We start from the raw sequence: 21,642 nt of genomic DNA on the forward strand, positions 1-21,642 counted from the left end.
AGACCGCGTGCCGGTCGGCGGGAAAGTGCTCGCCCATCGCCGTGTAGTAGGGCGAGAAGCGCGCCTCCACGGTCGACAGCAGGAACAGGTCGAGATCGGGCGTGCTGGCCGCGATGCCGAAGTCCAGCGCCGCGCGGTAGCGCTCGAACAGCACCGTGCAGTGCACCCAGTCGACGGCCGGGCTCAGCGCCACCTCCACGTCGAGGATCACGCCGTTGGTGCCGTAGGCATGGTGCACCTGCTGGATCTCGTCGCCCGCGAGCTCGATCACGCGCGGCTCGCGCTCCACCGTCATCACGCGCGCGCGCAGCAGGTTGCCGGGGTCGCGCAGGATGCCGTGGCGGAACGAGCCGATGCCGCCGAAGCCGCCCGCGATGAAGCCGCCGATGCTGGCCACGTGCCAGGTCGAGGGCCACATGCGCAGCGCCTGGCCGGTCTCGCGCGCGGCCAGGTCGATGTCGTGCATGCGCGCGCCGGCCTCCACCCGCATGCGGCCGTCGCCGATGTCGAGCACGCGGCACAGCTGCGTCACGTCCATCACCAGCCCGCCCTCGAGCGGCACGCACTGGCCGTAGTTGCCGGTGCCGCCCGCGCGCACCGTGAGCGGCAGCTTCCACCTGGCGGCGGTGGCGCAGACCTGGCGCACGTCGTCCTCGGTGCCGACCTTCACGACCAGCTCGGCCACGCAGCCCGAGAGCTGCGCCGTGAGGATCGGGCTGTACCAGAAGAAGTCCTTCGACAGCTGCTTGCGCTGGCCCGGCGCGGTCACCAGGTTCAGGCCCGCGAGGTCGCGGCGCACCGCGTCCCAGTCGACGGCCGGGGCGAGCGAGGTCCTAGCGTTCACGGCGCATTTCGCTTTCATGCCAGTGGCCCAGCACCAGGCGCGACAGCGCGGCGAAGACGATGAAGATCACGATCCCGAGCAGCGACACCAAGAGCAGCGCCGCGAACATCATCGGGATCTCGGTGCGGAAGCTCGACTCGAGGATGCGCGAGGCCAGCCCGGTTTCCTTGCCGGCCGTGCCCGCGGTGAACTCGGCCACCACCGCGCCGATCAGGCTCAGGCCGCCCGCGATCTTCAGGCCCGCCATGAAGTAGGGCAGCGCGCTGGGCGCGAGCAGGTAGCGGAAGGTCTGCCAGGGCGAGGCCTTGTAGAGCTGGAACAGGTCGCGCAGGTTGCTGTCGGCGCTCTTGAGGCCCACCACCGTGTTCGACAGGATCGGGAAGAAGGCCACGATCCAGGCGCACAGCAGCAGTGCCGCGGTGGTGCTCGAGACGTAGATCAGGATCAGCGGCGCGATCGCGATGATCGGCGTGACCTGCAGGATCACCGCGATCGGGAACAGCCCGATCTCCACCCACTTGAACAGCGCGAAAGCGATCGCCAGCAGCACGCCGCCGACGATGGCCGCGGCCAGCGCGAGCAGCGTGAGCCGCACGGTGAACCACAGCGCGCTCGACAGCGTGTCCCAGTTGTCGAACAGCGTCTTCAGGATCAGCGAGGGCGCGGGCAGGATGTAGTGCGGGATGTTGTTGGCGCGCACGGTCCATTCCCACAGCAGCAGCAGCGCGCCGACCACCACCGCGGGCACCACGATGCGCAGCAGCGATTCGCGCCGGCGCTGCCGGTCCTCGTGCGCGCGCTGGGCGTCGGCCGAGGGCGTGGCGGTGTCGTCCTCGTGCAGGGCGGGAGCAACGGGGACCGCGGTCTCAGTGATCGATGTCGACGCCATGCAGGGCTCCATGCAGGGATCGGGACACCGCGGTGCAGTGCGCGTTGTAGCGGCTCGAGGTGCGGAAGGCCTCGCCGCGCGGGTAGGGCTCGTCGATGCGGATCTCGTCGATGACGCGGCCCGGGCGCGCGGCCATCACCACGATGCGGTTCGAGAGGTAGACCGACTCGTAGACGCTGTGCGTGACGAACACCACCGAGAAGCGGTGCTCGCGCCAGATCGCGAGCAGGTCGTTGTTGAGCTTGATGCGCGTCATCTCGTCGAGCGCGGCGAAGGGCTCGTCCATCAGCAGCAGGCGCGGGTGCGTGACCAGCGCGCGCGCGATCGACACCCGCATCTTCATGCCGCCCGAGAGCTCGCGCGGATAGACGTCGGCGAAGCGCGAGAGCCCGACCATCTCGAGCACCTGCTGCACCACGGGCGCGGCGGCATCGCGCTTCATGCCCGCGAGCTTGAGCGGCAGCCAGACGTTGTCGAACACCTTGGCCCAGGGCATCAGCGTGGGTTCCTGGAACACGAAGCCCAGGTCGCGGTCGGTGCGCGCGGCGGCGCCGCCGGTCCAGGCCATCTCGCCGCTGCTGGCGCGCGTGAGGCCGGCGATCAGCCGCAGCGCCGTGCTCTTGCCGCAGCCCGAGGGGCCGAGGAAGCTGATGAAGTCGTGCGCGCCGATGTCGAGCGACATGCCCTGCAGCGCGAGCGTGCCGTTGGCGAAGCGCTTGCCGACATTGCGCAGCCGGACCAGCGGCGCTTCGGCATCGGGGGTGGATGGCGTGGTGCTTTCCATGGGGTGTTCCGGAGGGCGTGGCGGGGCGCGAGCCTAGCGCCAGGCGGGCTCGTTGGCCAGGCGCGACAGCGGGAAGCGGTCGATCTCGTGCAGCAGGTCGACGAAGCGCCGGCCCACGTGGTCGAGCACCGCGGCGCCCTTCTCGGCGGTGGCGCGGGTGGCGTCGCCGGCCGCGCCCATCGGGTTGATGTCGTGCATCTGCCAGCCGAGCTTGCCGCTGGGCGTGATCGAGAGGTACTTGTTCTCGGCCGCGAGGTCCTCGGTCATCGAGTGGAAGTTGCGGAACTGGTCGGCGCGCACGTAGTCGGGCGTGAGGTGCAGCATCACCGAGCTCTCGAGGTCGCCGGCGTGGATGCCATGCTTGCCCTCGTGCGCGGTGAACAGGCCCTCGGGCAGGCCCAGCGTGTACCAGTTGGCGGCCACCACCATCATCCCGTGCGCTTCGCGCAGGTCGCGCGCCACGATGTCCATCACGCTCATCTGGCCGCCGTGGCTGTTGTAGAGCACCAGCTTGCGCACGCCGGCACGCGCCACGCAGGCGCCGATGTCGGTCCACATCGCGATCAGCGTGCTGGCCGAGACCGTGAGCGTGCCCGGGTAGCGCGAGTGCTCGTTGCTCTTGCCGTAGGGCACCGTGGGCAGGAACAGCACGGGCAGGTCGTCGGGCAGATGGGGGAGCGTGGCGCGCACCATGCCGTCGATGGTGGCGGTGTCGGTCGACATCGGCAGGTGCGGACCGTGCTGCTCGGTGGCGCCCACCGGCAGCACGGCGATCAGCCGTTCGCGGTCGAGGCGGGAGAACTCTTCGCTGGTCAGGTCCGACCAGAAGCGGCTGCGCAGGGTGACCGGGTTCATCGGGGTGGTCCTCGTTCGTGGCGACGGCGCGGATGATGACCTAAATTATCCGAATGGTCAAAAAAGTCGCGTCAGGGTTTTCCACGGGCTGCCGCCCCGCGCTCGGGTCGCCGCGCTCAGGTCGTCGCCACCCCGGCCTTGCGCCACGGCCACGGCAGCAGCAGGCAGGCGCCGACCAGCGTCACGCCGCCGGCCAGCGCGCAGAACACCTCGACCGGGAAGCGCGGCACCACGCTGCCGAGCAGGAACGAGACCGAAAAGATGCCGAGGTTGAGCAGGCTCGCGTGATAGGAGTTGATGGTGCCGCGGTAGCGCTCGGACAGCGCGCTGAGCCGCGCATGGTGCAGCGGTCCCGCGCAGCCGTAGCCGAAGGCCCAGGGCAGGCCGAGCAGCACCAGCTGCGTGGTCGAGCCCACCGGCAGCGCCAGACCCAGCAGGCCCGCCGCCGCGGCCAGCGCCGCCAGCGGCAGCGCGGCTTCGCGGAGCGCGCGCTGCAGCCGGCCGCTGGCCAGGTTGCCGGCGATCACGGCCAGGCCGAACAGGCCGGCGATCAGGCCGGTGTCGGTCGACGACAGCACCAGCTTGCGCGCCGCCACCTCGGCCACCACCGCGCCGAAGCCCGCCACCCAGCCGAGCCAGAGGTAGCTGACCGCGAGCCGCCGCCGCACGCCGGGCGTGCGCAGCGCCTGCGCATGGGTGGCGAGGAAGCCCGCGTGCGACGCGGCCGCGGGCACGCGCTGGACGAAGGCGCGCGTCACCGCGAGAAAGGCCAGCGCGGCCATCGCCGCGAGCGTGTAGTAGGCCGAGCGCCAGCCCGCGGTGTCGGTCAGCCAGCCGGCCACCACCGGCGTGAGCACGAAGGCCAGCATCAGGCCGACGAACACGTGGCTGAGCCGGCGGCCGATCTGCTCGGGCGGCGATTCGTCGGCCACCAGCCACAGCGCATTGGGCTGGATCAGACCCGCACACAGCCCGGCCAGCGCCGACAGCACGATCGCCACCGCCAGGCTCGGCGCGCTCGGGAGCGCGGCGCTCAGCAGCGCGAAGCCCAGCAGCCCGGCCTGCAGCGGCCGCCGGCGGCCCCAGCGGTCCGACAGCGGCCCGGCGATCAGCGCGAAGGCGCCGTAGGCGAGCCCGTAGGCGGCCGGCAGGTAGGCGATGGCGCTCGAGCGCACGCCGAGGTCGGCGCTCATCGCGCCCATCATCGGGCCCGCCACCACCTCGGCCGAGCCGATGAGGAACAGGCAGCAGAACAGCGTGGCGACCTGGGTCGTCTTCATGGCTTGGGCGCTCCGTGGATCAGCGGCGCACGACGTAGCGCGTGACCACCGGCGGCGATTCGCCGAGGTGGAAGGCCAGCCGGCGCTCGCGCAGCGCCATGTCGGCGGCGGTCGCGCGGTTGAAGCGGCGCAGGTGCTCGGTCCAGCTCTCGTCGACGATCTGCTCGACGTAGCGGCCCGGCTCGCCGATGTCGTGCAGCAGCTCCCAGCCGATCGCGCCCTGGCTCAGCCGCGCGCGGCGCGTCTGCTGCATCACCAGGTGGAAGGCCGCGGCGCGCGCAGGGTCGATGATGAATTCGACGTTGATCACCACGCGGCCGTTCTCCTGCGGCGCCTCGGAAGGCGGCCCCGAGGCCCAGCCGGCCTTGGCGGGCGTGGTGTCGTCCTCGCCCGAGACGTCGGTGACCCAGCGCAGCGCGGCCAGCATCAGCAGCGTGCCGGTGATCGAGGCCACGATCAGGCTCATCCGCAAGTCGGTGACCGTGGCCACCTGGCCCCACAGCGCGGCGCCGATCGCGCTCGCGCCCATGATCGCCATCTGGTAGGTCGACATGCCGCGCGCACGCACCCAGTCGGGCAGCGCGAGCTGGGCCGACACCGACAGCGAATTGGCCACCGTGATCCAGGCCATGCCGCCGAAGAACATCGCCGGCACCGCGACCCAGGCATTGGGCGCGAAGGCCATCACCGCCGTGGCGGCCGACTGCAGCGCGGTGCCGCGCAGCACCAGCTGGTCGCGTCCCAGCGCCTGGCGCAGCCGCGGCAGGAACAGCACCGCCACGATCGCGCCCGAGCCCATGGCCGCCAGCAGCAGGGTGAAGGTGCCCGCGCCGCCGCCCTGAAGGTTGCGTGCCAGCAGCGGCAGCAGCGCCAGCAGCGCCGTCGAATGGAAGAAGAAGATCGTGATGCGGCTGAGCACCGCGCGCATGCGCTGCGACTGCCAGACGAACTGCACGCCCACGCGCATCGCGCTGATCAGCCGCTCGCGGCCCAGCGGATTGGGCGTGTGCTCGCGGCGCCAGCGCAGCACCACGAAGCCCGAGGCCACCGACAGCACCGCGTTGAGCGCGAACACCCAGACGCTGCCCGCGCTCGCGATCAGCATGCCGGCCGTGAGCGGGCCGATGATGCGCGAGGCATTCATCGCGATGCCGTTGAGCCCGAGCGCGGCCGGCAGCTGCGGGCGCGGCACCAGCTCGGGCACGATGGCCGAGAACACCGGCCAGCGCAGCGCCAGCCCGATGCCGTTCGGCGAAAGTCAACGCCAGCAGCAGCGGCGCCGTCATCATGTCGAGCGCGATCGCGGCGCACAGCACGATCGCCGTGCCCGCGAGCCAGAACTGCGTGGCCATCAGCCAGCGCCGGCGGTCGAGGATGTCGGCCAGCGCGCCGCTGGGCAGGCCGAGCAGGAACACCGGCAGCGTGGAGGCCGACTGCACCAGCGCGACCCAGATCGGCGAGGTGGTCAGCGAGGTCATCATCCACGCCGCCGCCACGTCGTTCATCCACATGCAGATGTTGGCGATCAGCCAGGTGCTCCACAGCATGCGGAACACCGGCAGCTTCAGCGGCTCGAGCGCGGCGAGCTTGGGCGGCTTCGGCCGCGCGGGCGGGATGGGCGTCTCTTCGGGCGATATCGGGGGCATGTGGGGCTATTGTCGCCGCGAGGCCCCGAGCCGGTCAGCCAGCGGTCAGCCGCGGTCGCTGCGCGCGAGCCGGTGCTCGAGCCGGCGCAGCAGCGTGGTCAGCACCAGCGTCATCACCCAGTAGATCACCGAGATCGCGAGATAGGGCTCCCAGTAGCGCGCATAGGCGCCGGCCACCGTGCGCGCCGCGTAGGCGAGTTCGGCCAGGCCGATGGCGGAGACCAGGGAGGTGTCCTTCAGCAGCGCGATCGCGTTGTTGCCCAGCGGCGGCAGCATGCGGCGGAAGGCCTGCGGCAGCACCACGTAGCGCATCACCTGCGCCGGGTTGAAGCCCAGCGAGCGGCCGGCGTCGAACTGGCCGCGCGAGATCGACTGGATGCCCGCGCGGAACACCTCGGAGATGTAGGCCGCCGAATTGAGCGTGAGTGCCACCACGCCAGAGATCAGCGCGCCGTGCTCCTGTTTGAGCGTGCGCGCGAGTTCGCCGTCGATCAGCAGGCCGGACGTGGGGTGGATGAACACCGGCATCACCGCGAAGTGGATCAAGAGGATCTGCACGAACAGCGGCGTGCCGCGGAAGAAGCTCACGTACACCGTGGCCGGCCAGCGCAGGAAGAAGCGCGCCACCCAGGTCCAGGGTGCGTGCCGCGGCTGCGCGAGCCGCGCCAGCGCCAGGCACAGGCCCCAGCTCGCGCCCAGCAGCACGCAGACCACCGTCATGCGCAAGGTCATCCAGGCGCCCTGCCAGAACAGGTCCTTGTATTCGACCAGGATGTCCCAGCGGAACCATCCGAACAGCAACACCGGTTGTTCCATGGCGGCTTCCTTCAATGCAGAGAAACGAACGAAAAGAAAACGAAACGGCCGCGAAGCGCGGCCGTGGGAGCAGAACGGGGGCCGTGCGGCTCAGCGCACGTTCGGGTCCTTGTTGAACCACTTCTTGTAGATCGTCACGTAGCTGCCGTCGGCGCGGATCGCCGCCAGGCCGGCCGTGAGCTTGTCGAGCAGCGCCCTGTCGCCCTTCTTCACCACGATGCCGAAGCCTTCCTCGGGGAAGGACTTGTCGTCGAGGGTCTTCAGCTCGGGGTTCTGCGACACGCGGTAGGCGATCACGCCGTTGTCGCCCATCGCCGCGTCGACGCCGCCGCCGGCCAGCTCGGAGATGATCAGCGGCGTGCTCTCGAAGCGGCGGATGTTCGGGCTGGTCTTGCCGAACTCGCGCGATGCGATGTCGTCGGCCGTCGAGGCGCTCACCACCGCGATCTTCTTGCCCGTGAGGTCCTTGAGCGAGGCGACCGTGCTGTTCTTCGGCAGCGCGATCAACTGGCGCGCCGCGAAGTACGGCGGCGTGAAGTCGTAGCTCTGCTTGCGCTTCTCGTTGATCGTCACGCCCGAGATCACCAGGTCGACGTCGCCGTTGTTGAGCGCGCCGAAGATGCCCGTGAACGGCGTGTTCACGATCTTGATCTTCAGGCCCTGCTGCTTCGCGATGGCGTTGATGATGTCGATGTCGAAACCGACGATCTGCTTGTCCTTGTTCTCGAACGCGAACGGCGCATAGGTGGCGCTGGACGCCACGGTCAGTTCGCGGTTCTGCGCCTGGGCGGGCGCCAGGGCACCGAAAGCCATCACGGCAGCGGCAAAGCCAAGCGCCAGGGCGCGGCGGGTGGGGGTCATGCGGGGTCCTTGGGTGCGCGGGGGGGGGGCGGGGTTGGGGTGGGCGAGGATTTTAGGCTGGCGGCAGGCCTTGCCCTGGAGTTTCGCGATCCCCTATTCGCGCTTGCCCCATTGGCAGCCGGCGTCCGCGAAGCCCGCTGCGACGTCCAGTTCGAACGACTGCACCTTGTTTTTTGCAAAGTTCCTGTAGCTCAGCAGATAGCTGGAAACGCCCAGGCCTGCGCCTTCTCTCGAAAGGATGTACTCCCCGGAGGGCGCGTTGTTCGTGATTTCGATCCAGGCGCTGGCACGGTCCGGATCGGCGGTCTTCCCCGATCGGCAGCGACGAGGGGGATCTTCTTGGTGGACTTCTCGTACTTCACGAAACCCGCGCTCCAGTTCCTCGTGCTGTCGTGATAGAGGCGCAGCTCCAACCGGATGGGGCGTGTCGAGCCGGAGGTGAAGCAGGAGGTTTCGCTCGATGTCCCGGCATTGGCAACCGGTGCCAGGGCCAGGCCGAGAAGCAGCATGAAAAGGGATTGCATGGGCTAGGGAACCTGTCTGGTGAGTGAAACGTTGATCGTGTGATGTGCAAGAACGTATTGGGTCCTGGGCCGAGGCGGGGTGCCGCTCAGCACCGGACGGCCCTGTGCGTCCAAGACGGCTTCCTTTTGGCTGTTCCGTCGCCAGGCAAAGCCGATGCTTTCGCTGCCACTGCTCGAGACGTCTTCCAGAAAAAAGTATTTGAGATGAATGGCGCTCTGAAGACGTGCCTCGAGGCCGTTCAGGTTCTGGATCGCGACATATCCGTTGACGTCGTTGCTCACGCGGATCACGTCTGCCTGCGAAGTCCCGGCATCCAGATGGCTCAGCATGTTCTCTCTCCTGACCACATAGAAGCAGGCGCTGTCGACGCAGTTGTCCGCGTGATGAGTTCCACGATTGTCCGCCGCGATCAGGGCGTCCGGGTTCCATCCGAGCGCTGGAAATGCGGTGGAAGGAGAGGTTCTCGGAAATCCTCGGAAGTCCCCATAGGACTTGTAGTTGCTCAGATGGGTCAGCTGGATCAGGCCCCGGCCGAAATAGGGCGCGTAGTTGGCACGCTCACCGGCGATTTCTTTCACGAGGGCGAGATTTCCGGTTTCGGGAATGACGTGGGAGAAGAAGTGAAGAAGCCTCTGCCTGGCCGCGCTGATTCCATACTTTCTCGCCGCCTTGTTGAACGGCAGGATCCAGTTGTTCGCGCGCGCGATCGCCGTCTGCCAAGGTGTGGTTGCTGGCCTGAAAGTGGTTCCGTGGAGATGCAGCAGCGTCCGGGGAAAGCACTGCGCGAACTCCGTAGCGCTGAGCCACCCGCAGGCGCGCATGTGCGCGATGAACTCTCTGGGATGAAAGCGCCAGTCGGCACGTTTGAGTTCCTGAGGCAAGCCGAGGAAGCTCACGGCCTTGGCGTGTTTCACGAATCGGTCCCGACTTCCGGGCACCCGTGGCATCGTCATCGGCGGGCTTCAGATCCGCGGTTTCCAGCCAGCCATAACTGGCTTCTATTTCCGTTTGATCCCATTCGGTGGGGAAGCGGCAGATCGCGCGACGCAGCCGGGCACGGACTTGTGTTTCCCCGAGGCGTTTGACGAGCTCCTCGCGCTCCATCCGGCGTTTGTTGCTCGGATCCGGATCGCGTATCGACGCTTTGAGGTTGCGGGAGTCGCAACGCAGGTCGGATGGCGTGCCGTCGTCGTCGAAGAAGTTCCAGCCGGCGATGGTCGGAAAGTCGGCATCGCTGAATTTCAGGGTTCCGGCGGCGTTGAGATCCACCCACAGTTCGCCCTCGCTCGTGACGATCTTGCGCCAGTGCACGGCATCGGCCGGTAGTGGATCGGAGCCGAGATTGCGGCCGAAGCGCAGCAGTTCATACCAACCGCTGGCGCTGCTGCGGGCCTGGTCGGCGGACGGCAGGGCGTCATGGCGGTCTTTCGCCGCGGCACAGAGGTCATATTCGAAGCGTCCGCGCGGTGTAGGGCTGGCCGTGTGCCGGATGTAGTCATGCCGGCTGTCGAGACGCGGTGCGCCGATGGGCTGGCCATGCCGGTCGAATGTGGCCAACATGGCATTCCCTTCTTCGTGGGCGATGCGCAACCACAGTGGGACGCGCAAGGTATCGGGTGGGAAGTGGTCGGTGGCCGCGCTGGCGCCACCGCCGGCAGGCAGGGCCGAACGAACATGCATCGACGGGCGATGTGTGGACGTTGGCGTGCCGGCTGGAAGGTAGATGTAGGCGTTGCCGAAGACGCTGTCTGTGCGCCCGTCGGTTGCAGGTACGAACGCGATGTCCGGGTCGGCCCAGCGAGGCGCGCGTCCTGTGAGGTGGCGAAGATTGGTTTCGTCGCAACAGATCTCGAAATGAAGCTGCCCTGCGTGGCCGTAGATCTGGCCTGGCATGCCGATGACTTCCTTGCGGTAGATGGCGTCGCCAGGTGCCCATGGTGCGTTCGTTCGACGGCTGCGGGACAGGCTCTCCAGGTGCATGTAGACGCTGTAGTAGACGACCTCCGTCGCCGTCGCCTGCGCAGCCCCGATCTCTGTCCGATGCTCGATGGCCATGAACCCGTCGCTGGTCCAGGCCGCGGTGGGCGGGCTGGCGCCGAAGGGGTTGTAGTTGAGCGGATGGTGGAGGTCGCTGTTCGGCGTGGTCGGCGCATGCACGAAGACGACCCTGCCGTCGGCGACGGCGCGCACCGGCAGGTAGGCACCGGCGGATTGCGGGGCCTGGATGTGCAGGCCGTTGTGCCAGGCCAGTTGCAGGCTCAGCGGGAACGAGCCTTCGGGCGCCTGCGTGCCGGGCAGGCGCGAGGCCGGCGGGGCCATCGCGACGTCGAGCCAGGCGCTTTCGGATTGGCCGGCGGCACGCTCGGGGAGGAAGGGAGGGCTGATGATCACGGCGCGCGCTCGACGTTTCGCTTTCAGAGCGACACCGGATAGGCCGCGTCCCGGTCGGGCGACCGTCGCCATGGCGCACGCGAAAAGGTCTGGCGCTCGAGGGGCCTCTGCATCGGCCCCACCTGCGCATGCAGCGCCGCATGTTCCTGCCAGGTACCGGCGGTGCCATGCACGATCCCCCTGCGCGCTCCATTCGGTGTAGCTGCCGCCGCCGACGATCACGACCTTCTTGCGGGCGCTGATGTGGAGCTCGCCGTCGATGCTCCGGATCCGCACGTCCTTGTGCGCGAGCAGCACCAGCTCGTCCGCATGGGCTTCGAGGTCGATCGGTCCTTCGGCGGCGATGAAGCGGATGCCGTGCCGCTGCGTGAAGGCGCGGATGCCCTCGGCGGCGCTGGCGAGCCAGCGTTTCGCGCTGCTGAAGCTGAGATGCCCACGGCTCGTGAAGGCCGCGTGGGCCTTGGCGTGCAGGTGCATCGCGCCCGATGTGGAAGCCGCGATGCCGGCGGGGCTCGCGAGCACCAGGTGCGGCGCTTCCAGTTCGGGGAAAGGGGCGCCCGTGTCGACGATGGCCGCGTTCTGCTTCGCGAGCGCCTGCTGCACTTCGTGCTGATCGATACCGGCGTCCTGCGCGCGGTGCAGCCGGGCGGCTTCCGCGAGCATGTCGGTGCTGTTCCTGCGCACCGGCCAGCCGCGCCGTGGTCTCGCCCATGTCCAGCGCATGGTTCGCCGCGTTCGGCCGGGCTTCGGTGGTGATCAGCATCCCGCGCGCTGCCCGCAGCACCCCGTGCCCGTCGGTGCGCAGCTCGAAGCCCTCGCCGCGCTCCTCCTTGCGCCCCGCATGGTCCTCGATGCGCGCGAAGCGCCCCAGGCTCAGCACGCTGCACTGGTGGTCGCTCCTGAGCTGCGCCTGGATCCGGTCGGGCGTGTCGTCGAGCACCAGATGGTTGCTGCGCCCCGCCGCGGCATTGCCGCCGCCCTCGGTCAGCTCGCGGCTCCTGAACCCGCTGAGCGCGGCTTGACCCGGCAGCGCCCACGGCGGCAGGTTGCCCCGGTCGTGCACCCGCCCCGTGCAGATCGGCAGGTCGGCATCGCCGCCGATGAAGCTCACGATCACTTCCTGGCCGATGCGCGGCAGGAAGACACCGCCGAGCTGGTTGCCGGCCCACGGCGCGCTCACGCGCAGCCAGCAACTGCTGTGGGCGTCGTGCGCGCCCTCGCGGTCCCAGGGGAACTGCACCTTGATGCGGCCCAGGGCATCGGTCCAGAGGTTCTGGCCCGCGGGTCCGACCACCCTTGCGACCTGCGGGCCGACGGCCACGGGCTTGGGCCGCACGAGCGCGGGGCGCAGCGGTTCGGCCAGCGGGTGGGCGGTGAAGTCGAGATTCACGCGCCAGTGTTCGCGGCGATTGCTGTCGGCGCCGACTTCCTCGATCAGGAAGCGGGTGTCGAGCGCGAGGTATTCGGTGGCCTCGATTTCCTGGCGTGGGTGGCCATGCAGGCGGAAGGTGTGTCCCGGAGCCAGACCTCGGAGAGGACCGCTCCCCGCACGCGGACCGTTTCGGCGCGCAAGGCCTGCACGCGAAGCAGTGCGAGCTGACGTCCCTCGGCGAATGGGTCGTTCGCCGCCTCCTCGAATCCCCCACGCCCGGCCCTCGGCTGCGCCCAGTGGCTGCCGCCCACCGAGTCATGCCAGTTGTAGACCTCGGCCTTTGAATCGCCCTGGCTGACGGAGAGATCGGCGCGCGGCCGCATGTAGTCGTACTCCCGGCTCGCATACCGCCCGCTGGCCAGCCGATGCATCGGCACGAAGCCGTGGACGTACTCCGCATCGAGCTTCCAGCCCGGTGGGTGGAAGTCCAGGTCGCGGTAGCGCCCGGCGGCGGGAGCAAACGCCCCCGCCCCATCGCCCAGCACCAGCCGGTGCGCCCCGCCCGCATGCTCGAAGTGATAGCCGATGCCCCACTCCTGGCACAACCGCTCGAAGAAGGCGAAGTCGCTCTCGTTGAACTGGGTCTGGTAGTCGCGCGGCGGATAGTGTTCGGCGAGGCGCCAGCAGACGGGGAAGGGGTAGCGCGCGAGCAGGGCCTCGAGGATCTGGACGACCGTCAGGTCCTGGAAGATCCTGCAGTCGGTGCGCAGCTCGGCCAGGTGCAGCCAGGGCCGCAATGTCAGCATGTACTGCGCGTGGCGGCCCGCCTCGCCGAGGAAGGCAGCCTCGGCGACGAGCGCGTTGATCTCGCGCATGCCGTCCAGCCCGTCGTCGAGCGCGATGCGGCAGTGGATCTCGCGGCCGATGAAGGCATCGAGGTCGAGGTCGGCGTCACCGGGCGACTCGAGCAGCAGCTCATAACAAAACAGCGCGTTGAGCCCCTCGCGGCCCGACAGCCGCACGGCCCGCAGCGCGGGCTGACCATCGACGAGGGGAAGCGCCGGTCCAAGGACCGACAGCGTGCGCGGCAGATTCGACATCGGCGTGACCTCCAGGGAAACGAGGTCGCGCAGTGTGCAAGCGCCATCGCGTTGGCACTGCAAACAATGGTCATCCACGCAAGCGAGCGCTCACAAAAGCGCCGCAAGGCGGAGAAATGTCATGGCCGCCGCTACTTCGCCAGGTGCCCCAGCGGCAGCGCGCTGCTCGCCTTCACCTCGCCGAGCGAGAAGCTGGTGTGCAGGTCCTTCACGTTCGGCAGGTTCATCAGGTGCTGCCGCGCGAAGGCGGAGAAACCGTCGAGGTCGCGCGCCACCACCTGCAGCTCGAAGGTGCCGGTGCCGCTGATGTAGTGGCAGGCGACGACCTCGGGCATCTTGCGGATGGCGTCCTCGAGCTTGCGGGTCGCTTCGTTGGTGACGCGCTCGGTGTCGACGCGCACGAAAGCGAGCACGCCCAGCCCGATCTTGTGCCGGTCGATCTCGGCGCGGTAGCCCTTGATGAAGCCGGCCTCTTCCAGCGCACGCACGCGGCGCCAGCAGGGCGCGGCCGACAGGCCCACGCGCTGCGCAAGCTCGGCGTTGGTGAGGCGGCCATCGGTCTGCAGTTCTTGCAGGATGGCAAGGTCGAACTTGTCAATGCTTTCCATAAGGCCCGATGTTAAGCAATCTTCTTTCTGGAAGTGGCTTTTTGGGGGCATGGAAAGCAAACACCTGTCGCGGACCCGGCATACACTTTGCGTGATCATGGGCTCGCGCCCGACCGGGCACAGACCCGCACCTATCAGCCAGGCCCACAAGGCTCTGCCACCACGGAGACGACAGACATGAATGCCCCGCTGCCCGAGCACATCCGCCGCGCGCTAGAAACCGTCACGATCGACGACAACCCGCAACGCGGGTTGCGCCGAAGGCACAAGTACGGCGCGGACGGCGTAGCCGGACGCACTGGATTTGGCGGCGAGCATGTTTGCGAAGGGAGTGCCGTATGAACGCCCCGCTGCCCGAGCACATCCCGCCGCGCGCTCGAAACCGTCACGCTCGACGACAAATACAGCCTCGACTACGGGCGCGCATTCATGAGCGGGGTCCAGGCCCTGGTCAAGCTGCCGATGCTGCAGCGCCTGCGCGACAAGCAGGTCGGCAAGAACACCGCCGGCTTCATCAGCGGCTACCGCGGTTCGCCGCTCGGCGGCTACGACCAGGCGCTGTGGAAGGCCAGCAAGTTCCTCAAGGAACAGAACATCGTCTTCCAGCCCGGCGTGAACGAAGAGCTCGCCGCCACCGCGCTGTGGGGCACCCAGCAGCTGGGCTTCTCGCCGCAGGGCACCAACAAGTTCGACGGCGTCTTCGGCATCTGGTACGGCAAGGGCCCGGGCGTGGACCGCTGCTCCGACGTCTTCAAGCACGCCAACATGGCGGGCACCACCGCCTGGGGCGGCGTGATCGCGGTGGCCGGCGACGACCACATCTCCAAGAGCTCGACCGCGGCGCACCAGAGCGACCACATCTTCAAGGCCTGCGGCACGCCGGTGTTCTTCCCGGCCAACGTGCAGGAAATCCTCGACCTGGGCATCCACGCCTTCGCGCTGAGCCGCTTCTCGGGCGTGTGGTCGGGCATGAAGACGATCCAGGAGATCGTCGAGTCGAGCGCCACGGCCATGATCGACCCCGAGCGCGTCGACATCGTGATCCCGACCGACTTCGAGATGCCGCCCGGCGGCCTGCACATCCGCTGGCCCGACCATGCGCTGGAGCAGGAAGCCCGGCTCATGCACTACAAGTGGTATGCCGCGCTGGCCTACATTCGCGCCAACCGCCTCAACCACAACGTGATCGAGGGCCCGAACGACCGCTTCGGCATCATGGCCAGCGGCAAGGCCTACAACGACACCCGCCAGGCCCTGATCGACCTGGGCCTGGACGACGCGGCCTGCCGCCAGCTCGGCATCCGGCTGCACAAGGTGGGCGTGGTGTGGCCGCTCGAGGCGCAGCTGACGCGCGAGTTCGCCACCGGCCTGCAGGAGATCCTGGTGGTCGAGGAGAAGCGCCAGGTCATCGAATACCAGCTCAAGGAAGAGCTCTACAACTGGCGCTCCGACGTGCGGCCCAACGTGGTCGGCAAGTTCGACGAGGGCGAGGTGCACGCGGCCGAGGGCTACTCGGGCGGCGAATGGTCGATGCCCAACCCGACCGCCCACACGCTGCTGCGCGCCAACGCCGACCTGAACCCGGCGCTGATCGCCAAGGCGATCGCCGGGCGCCTCAAGAAGACGGGCGTGCTGCCCGCCGGCTCCGACATGGCGGCGCGCATCGACGCGCAGCTCGCGATCCTCGAGGCCAAGGAACGCTCGATGCAGGTGATCCAGGCCGAGGGCGTGAAGGACGCGCGCCAGCCCTGGTTCTGCTCGGGCTGCCCGCACAACACCAGCACCGTCGTGCCCGAGGGCTCGCGTGCCATGGGCGGCATCGGCTGCCACTTCATGGCGACCTGGATGGACCGCTCCACCATCGGCTTCACGCAGATGGGCGGCGAGGGCGTGCCATGGGTCGGCCAGCAGCCGTTCACGACCGACCAGCACATCTTCGCCAACCTCGGCGACGGCACCTACTTCCACAGCGGCCTGCTGGCGATCCGCCAGAGCATCGCGGCCGGCGTGAACATCACCTACAAGATCCTCTACAACGACGCGGTTGCGATGACCGGCGGCCAGACCGTGGGCGAGCGCCCCGAGGGCCACTCGGTGCTGCAGATCGCCGAGAGCCTGCATGCTGAGGGCGCGAAGAAGGTGGTGATCGTGACCGACGAGCCCGAGAAGTACGAGGGCGTCAGCATCCCGGGCGACCACGTGCAGGTCAAGCACCGCGACCTGCTCGACGAGATCCAGCGCGAGTTCCGCGCGATGCCGGGTACCACGGCCATCATCTACGACCAGACCTGCGCCACCGAGAAGCGCCGCCGCCGCAAGCGGGGCACGGCCGTCGACCCGGCCAAGCGCGTGGTCATCAACGAGCTGGTCTGCGAAGGCTGCGGCGACTGCGGCGTGCAGAGCAACTGCCTGAGCGTGGAGCCGCTGGAGACCGAGTTCGGCCGCAAGCGCGCGATCAACCAGAGCACCTGCAACAAGGACATGAGCTGCCTCAAGGGCTTCTGCCCGAGCTTCGTCAGCGTCGAGGGCGGCCAGCTCAAGAAGAAGGCGAAGAACAAGGCGGCCACGCCGGCCGAGTTCGGCCTGCTGCCCGAGCCCGCGATCCCGTCGCTGGCCGGCGGCAAGGTCTGGGGCGTGGTGGTGGCCGGTGTCGGCGGCACCGGCGTGATCACCATCGGCCAGCTGCTGGGCATGGCCGCGCACATCGAGGCCAAGGGCATCGTCACGCAGGACGCGGCCGGCCTGGCGCAAAAGGGCGGCGCCACCTGGAGCCACGTGCTGATCGGCGACACCCAGGGCGACATCCGCACCACCCGCGTGGGCACTGCGGCGGCCGACCTGATCCTGGCCTGCGACCCGCTGGTGTCGGTGAACGGCGAGACCATGGCGCGCATGCGCGAGGGCCGCACCCACGTGGCGCTCAACACGCACAGCACGCCCACGGCGGCCTTCGTGCGCAATGCCAACTGGCAGAACCCCGAGGACGCCTGTGCCGCCGAGATCGCGCGCGCCGTGGGCGCCGAGGGCGTGGGCGCCTTCGATGCCGACGCGGCCGCGACCGCGCTGATGGGCGACACCATCTACGTCAACCCGATGATCCTGGGCTACGCCTGGCAGAAGGGCTGGATCCCGCTGGCGCACGAGTCGCTGATGCGTGCGATCGAGCTCAACGCCGTGGCGATCGAGAACAACAAGGCCGCCTTCGAATGGGGTCGCCAGGCCGCCGTGCGGCCCGACGAGCTGCAAAAGCGCGTGCGCCCCGGCCAGGTGATCGAGTTCAAGAAGCGCGAGAGCGTCGACAGCCTGGTGGCGCGCCGCGTCGAGTTCCTGACCGGCTACCAGAACGCGGCCTATGCCGACGAGTACCGCCGCTTCGTCGCCAAGGTGCAGCAGGCCGAGACCAGCCTGACCGGCAAGAGCTCGCTGACGGAGGCGGTCGCGCGCTACCTGTTCAAGCTCATGGCCTACAAGGACGAGTACGAGGTCGCGCGGCTGCACACCGACCGCGCCTTCCTCGAGCGCATCGAGGGCATGTTCGAGGGCGACTTCAAGCTCAACTACCACCTCGCGCCGCCGCTGATCGCGAAGAAGAACGCCAAGGGCCATTTGCTCAAGCAGAAGTTCGGCCCCTCGATGCTGACGGGCTTCAGGCTGCTGGCGAAGCTCAAGGGCCTGCGCGGCACCGCCTTCGACCTGTTCGGCCGCACCGAGGAACGCAAGACCGAGCGCGCGCTGATCGGCGAGTACCGCGCGAGCATCGACGAGGTGATCGGCGCGCTGCGCGCCGACAACCATGCGCTGGCGCTCGAGATCGCCACGCTGCCCGAGCAGATCCGCGGCTACGGCCACGTGAAGGAGCGCAACCTCGACGCCGCGCGCATCCGCTGGAACGAGCTGCTGGCCAAGTGGCGCCAGCCCCGCGCCGAGCGCGTCGCGGCCTGAGCGCGCGCTCGGCCGCGCCGACGCCGGGCCCGCGGGCCTGGCGCCGAAACCGTGCTGTCACAGGCACGGTCTAGGATCGATGCTATTCAAAGCATAGCAATCCAGGAGCGCCTCTCCCCCTTCGAATGCCCACCGCCTCGCGCCGGATAAGCGCGTGGGGCGGCGCGTCGCCACGAATACAATGCCCGGTGCTGTGCGCGGCCCAGCCCGCCGAGCTTCGATTTGGGGCCCGTGCCCGTCGGCCCTTGGCCCCTTGAAGGCCCGGGTGCCGCCAGACCCCGAGCCCGGCTCGCGCCGGCGCCCTTACCTCTTCCCTCTGTTGGAGACTTCCTTGTTCATTTCTACCGCTTTCGCCCAGACCGCCGCTCCCGCTGCCGGAGGTGGCGACATGATGTCCTCGCTGGGCAGCATGCTCCCCCTGGTGCTCATGTTCGTGGTGCTGTATTTCGTCATGATCCGCCCGCAGATGAAGCGCCAGAAGGAAGCCCGCGCCATGATCGAGGCGCTGGTCAAGGGCGACGAAGTCGCCACCGCCGGCGGCGTGCTCGGCAAGATCACCTCGGTCGGCGACCAGTACCTGGGCCTCGAGATCGCCAACGGCGTCGAGATCAAGGTGCAGCGCAGCGCGGTGGTGCAGGTGCTGCCCAAGGGCGCCGTCAAATAAGAAAGAAAAGCGTGGCCCGGTCTTGCGCTTCGTTGCCGCGGACCTCAAGTCACGCCGTGTCCCGTTCCCGCCGTCTCTGAAAAGCGCGATCTCATGAACCGTTACCCGGTCTGGAAGTACGCGATCATCGTGATCGTGCTGCTCGTGGGGCTGATCTATGCCCTGCCCAATTTCTTCGGCGAGGCACCTGCGGTGCAGGTCTCGTCGGCCAAGTCGACCGTCAAGGTCGACGCCGCCACCCAGACCCGCGTCGAGGAGGCCCTGAAGGCGGGCAGCCTCGTGCCCGATCTGATCACGCTCGACGGCGGTTCGCTGCGCGCGCGCTTCGGCAGCCCCGACGAGCAGCTCAAGGCGCGCGACCTGATCCAGCATGCGCTGGTGCCCGATACCGCCGACCCGCCCTACACGGTGGCGCTGAACCTGGTGTCGCGCTCGCCCAAGTGGCTCACCGCGCTGCACGCCTTCCCGATGTACCTGGGGCTCGACCTGCGCGGCGGCGTCGACTTCCTGCTGCAGGTCGACATGAAGGGCGCCATCGACAAGAAGGCCGAGTCCTTCGCGAGCGACCTGCGCACCAACTTCCGCTCGAAGGACATCCGCGGCACCCAGGTGAGCCGCAACGGCCAGGCCGTCGAGGTGAGCTTCCGCGACGCCGCGGCGCTGGAAAAGGCCAGGCAGCTGATCCAGGACCAGTTCCCCGACCTCACGACCACCGACGGTCCGGACGGCAGCAACTGGCGCCTCGTCGCCACCATCAAGCCCGAGGCCGCGCGCCGCCTGCAGGACGCCGCGCTCAAGCAGAACATCACCACGCTGCACAACCGGATCAACGAACTCGGCGTGGCCGAGCCCGTGATCCAGCAGCAGGGCATCGACCGCATCGTCGTGCAGCTGCCGGGCGTGCAGGACACCGCCAAGGCCAAGGAAATCCTCGGCCGCACCGCCACCCTCGAGATGCGCCTGGTCGACGAATCGTCCGAAGGCCGCGCGGCCGAGCTCAGCGGCGGACCGGTGCCCTTCGGTTCCGAGAAGTTCTTCGATCGTTCGGGCCGCCCGGTGATCGTCAAGAAGCAGGTGCTGGTCACCGGCGAGAACCTCACCGACGCGCAGCCCGGCTTCGACCAGCAGAGCAACCAGCCCAAGGTCGACCTGACGATGGATGCCAAGGGCGGCAACATCATGCGCGACGTCAGCCGCGAGAACTACAAGAAGCGCATGGCGATGATGATCTTCGAGAAGGGCAAGGGCGAAGTGCTCACGGCTCCCTCGATCAACGGCGAGCTGGGCAACCGCTTCCAGGTCTCGGGCTCGATGAGCGTGACCGAGGCCAACGACCTCGCGCTGCTGCTGCGCGCCGGCTCGCTGGCCGCGCCGATGGAGATCATCCAGGAACGCACCATCGGCCCGACGCTGGGCGCCGACAACATCGACAAGGGCATCAAGTCCGTGATGTACGGCTTCCTGGCGATCATGGTCTTCATGTGCGTGTACTACGCGCTGTTCGGCCTGTTCTCGTCGATCGCGCTGGCGGTCAACCTGCTGCTGCTGGTGGCGCTGCTGTCGATGATCCAGGCCACGCTCACGCTGCCCGGCATCGCGGCCATGGCGCTCGCGATCGGCGTGGCGATCGACTCCAACGTGCTGATCAACGAGCGCGTGCGCGAGGAGCTGCGCAACGGCGCCTCGCCGCAGGCGGCGATCCATGCCGGCTACGACCGCGCCTGGGGCACCATCCTCGACTCCAACGTGACCACGCTGATCGCGGGCATCGCGCTGCTGGCCTTCGGCTCCGGCCCGGTGCGCGGCTTTGCGGTGGTGCACTGCCTGGGCATCGTGACCTCGATGTTCTCGGCCGTGTTCTTCTCGCGCGGCATCGTGAACTTCTGGTACGGCGGCAAGAAGAAGCTCAAGAGCGTGTCGATCGGCACCGTCTGGCGCCCCAAGACCGATAGCGCCGACGGCACGTCCGTGGCCGAAGCCAAGTAAGGAAAGAAGGCCATGGAGTTCTTCCGCATCCACCGCACCATCCCGTTCATGCGCCATGCCCTGGTGCTGAACATCATCTCCTTCGCGACCTTCGCGCTGGCGGTGTTCTTCCTGATGCACCGCGGCCTGCACCTGTCGGTCGAGTTCACCGGCGGCACCGTGATGGAGGTGGCCTATTCGCAGCCCGCCGACGTGGGCAAGATCCGCGACGCCGTGAGCAAGCTCGGCTATCAGGAAGTGCTGGTGCAGAACTACGGCAGTTCGCGCGACGTGCAGATCCGCCTGCCGGCGCGCCAGGGCATGAGCGCCGAACAGCAGAGCGTGCCGGTGATGGCCGCGCTCAAGGCCATCGACCCTTCCGCCACGCAGCGCGGCATCGAGTTCGTCGGCCCGCAGGTGGGCGAGGAGCTCACCACCAACGGCCTGAAGGCACTGGGCATGGTGGTGGTCGGGATCATGATCTACCTGGCGTTCCGCTTCGAATGGAAGTTCGCGCTCGCCACCGTGCTCGCCAACCTGCACGACGTGGTGATCATCCTGGGCTTCTTCGCCTTCTTCCAGTGGGAGTTCTCGCTCGCGGTGCTGGCGGCGGTGCTAGCGGTGCTGGGCTACTCGGTGAACGAATCGGTCGTGATCTTCGACCGGATCCGCGAGAACTTCCGGCGCTACCGGAAGATGACCACCACCGAGATCATCGACAACGCGATCACCTCGACCATCAGCCGGACCATCATCACCCACGGCTCCACGCAGCTCGTGGTGCTGTCGATGTTCTTCTTCGGCGGCCCGACGCTGCACTACTTCGCGCTGGCGCTCACCATCGGCATCTGCTTCGGCATCTATTCGTCGTGCTTCGTGGCGGCCGCCATCGCGATGTGGCTCGGCATCAAGCGCGAGGACCTGATCAAGGGCCCGGTCAAGCGCGACGGCGATCCGGACGATCCGAACGCCGGCGCGGTGGTCTGAAGCGGCGCCGCTGCGGCGTGCGCTGGGCAAGGTAAAGTCGGGCCCGTCCCTCGCCGCGAGGCGCCCATGCAACGCGACCGGGCGCGCACCCTTGTGCGGATGCGCTTCCCGAT

14 protein-coding genes and 4 pseudogenes are annotated in these 21,642 nt (G+C 68.3%); 5 read left to right on the forward strand and 13 right to left on the reverse strand.

The annotated features are described in order from the left end of the window. Positions 1 to 349: 349 nt before the first annotated feature. The 13 genes and pseudogenes from ACHMXE_RS12755 to ACHMXE_RS12815 all read right to left on the reverse strand — a co-directional run. Positions 350 to 862: pseudogene (locus ACHMXE_RS12755) on the reverse strand (FAD-binding oxidoreductase); the annotation flags it as partial. Beyond that, positions 834 to 1,733 (reverse strand): ABC transporter permease, encoded by a 900-nt coding sequence (locus ACHMXE_RS12760; RefSeq protein ID WP_395349660.1) that lies wholly within the window; start codon positions 1,731 to 1,733, stop codon positions 834 to 836. The gene ACHMXE_RS12760 and the pseudogene ACHMXE_RS12755, both read right to left, overlap by 29 nt. After that, positions 1,711 to 2,517: an ABC transporter ATP-binding protein gene (locus ACHMXE_RS12765; protein ID WP_395349661.1), complete on the reverse strand. Its 807-nt coding sequence runs from the start codon at positions 2,515 to 2,517 to the stop codon at positions 1,711 to 1,713. Before ACHMXE_RS12765 ends, ACHMXE_RS12760 begins: the two co-directional genes overlap by 23 nt. A gap of 33 nt (positions 2,518 to 2,550) precedes the next feature. After that, on the reverse strand, positions 2,551 to 3,372 hold the full coding sequence (locus tag ACHMXE_RS12770) for a creatininase family protein (protein WP_203203336.1): 822 nt from the start codon (positions 3,370 to 3,372) through the stop codon (positions 2,551 to 2,553). A 116-nt stretch (positions 3,373 to 3,488) separates the two neighbouring features. Then, entirely contained in the window at positions 3,489 to 4,652 is a 1,164-nt protein-coding gene (locus tag ACHMXE_RS12775) for an MFS transporter (protein ID WP_395349662.1), read from the reverse strand. Between the two features lie 19 nt (positions 4,653 to 4,671). Further along, positions 4,672 to 6,298 (reverse strand): annotated as a pseudogene (locus ACHMXE_RS12780) (MFS transporter). Positions 6,299 to 6,343: 45 nt separating this feature from the next. Further along, complete coding sequence (locus ACHMXE_RS12785) at positions 6,344 to 7,114, reverse strand: amino acid ABC transporter permease (RefSeq protein WP_057595865.1); 771 nt, start codon at positions 7,112 to 7,114, stop codon at positions 6,344 to 6,346. 90 nt (positions 7,115 to 7,204) lie between these two features. Beyond that, positions 7,205 to 7,975: a basic amino acid ABC transporter substrate-binding protein gene (locus ACHMXE_RS12790; protein ID WP_395349663.1), complete on the reverse strand. Its 771-nt coding sequence runs from the start codon at positions 7,973 to 7,975 to the stop codon at positions 7,205 to 7,207. A gap of 191 nt (positions 7,976 to 8,166) precedes the next feature. Beyond that, on the reverse strand, positions 8,167 to 8,499 hold the full coding sequence (locus ACHMXE_RS12795) for a hypothetical protein (RefSeq protein ID WP_395349664.1): 333 nt from the start codon (positions 8,497 to 8,499) through the stop codon (positions 8,167 to 8,169). A 3-nt stretch (positions 8,500 to 8,502) separates the two neighbouring features. Then, positions 8,503 to 9,078, reverse strand: coding sequence for a hypothetical protein (locus ACHMXE_RS12800; protein ID WP_395349665.1), 576 nt, complete (start codon positions 9,076 to 9,078; stop codon positions 8,503 to 8,505). Next, entirely contained in the window at positions 9,059 to 11,554 is a 2,496-nt protein-coding gene (locus tag ACHMXE_RS12805) for a DUF2345 domain-containing protein (RefSeq protein WP_395349666.1), read from the reverse strand. The genes ACHMXE_RS12800 and ACHMXE_RS12805 overlap by 20 nt, the downstream gene beginning before the upstream one ends. 61 nt (positions 11,555 to 11,615) lie before the next feature. After that, a pseudogene (locus tag ACHMXE_RS12810) lies at positions 11,616 to 13,363 on the reverse strand (type VI secretion system Vgr family protein); the annotation flags it as partial. Between the two features lie 131 nt (positions 13,364 to 13,494). After that, entirely contained in the window at positions 13,495 to 13,971 is a 477-nt protein-coding gene (locus tag ACHMXE_RS12815; protein ID WP_057594358.1) for an Lrp/AsnC family transcriptional regulator, read from the reverse strand. A 177-nt stretch (positions 13,972 to 14,148) separates the two neighbouring features. Between ACHMXE_RS12815 and ACHMXE_RS12820 the strand changes: the two genes are divergently transcribed. The 5 genes and pseudogenes from ACHMXE_RS12820 (at position 14,149) to secF (ending at position 21,529) form a co-directional block, all read left to right on the forward strand. Further along, entirely contained in the window at positions 14,149 to 14,313 is a 165-nt protein-coding gene (locus tag ACHMXE_RS12820; RefSeq protein WP_395349667.1) for a hypothetical protein, read from the forward strand. Then, positions 14,310 to 17,913 (forward strand): annotated as a pseudogene (locus tag ACHMXE_RS12825) (indolepyruvate ferredoxin oxidoreductase family protein). The gene ACHMXE_RS12820 and the pseudogene ACHMXE_RS12825 overlap by 4 nt, the downstream one beginning before the upstream one ends. Before the next feature lie 331 nt (positions 17,914 to 18,244). Next, positions 18,245 to 18,577: a preprotein translocase subunit YajC gene (gene yajC, locus ACHMXE_RS12830; protein ID WP_203203328.1), complete on the forward strand. Its 333-nt coding sequence runs from the start codon at positions 18,245 to 18,247 to the stop codon at positions 18,575 to 18,577. A gap of 93 nt (positions 18,578 to 18,670) precedes the next feature. Next, positions 18,671 to 20,563, forward strand: coding sequence for a protein translocase subunit SecD (secD, locus tag ACHMXE_RS12835; protein WP_395349669.1), 1,893 nt, complete (start codon positions 18,671 to 18,673; stop codon positions 20,561 to 20,563). Between the two features lie 12 nt (positions 20,564 to 20,575). After that, the gene (gene secF, locus ACHMXE_RS12840) at positions 20,576 to 21,529 is read left to right on the forward strand and encodes a protein translocase subunit SecF (RefSeq protein WP_093351319.1); all 954 of its coding nucleotides are present in this window, start codon (positions 20,576 to 20,578) and stop codon (positions 21,527 to 21,529) included. The last annotated feature ends 113 nt before the right edge of the window (positions 21,530 to 21,642 follow it).

It is taken from the genome of Variovorax sp. UC122_21, assembly GCF_044056785.1.
Lineage (GTDB): Bacteria > Pseudomonadota > Gammaproteobacteria > Burkholderiales > Burkholderiaceae_C > Variovorax.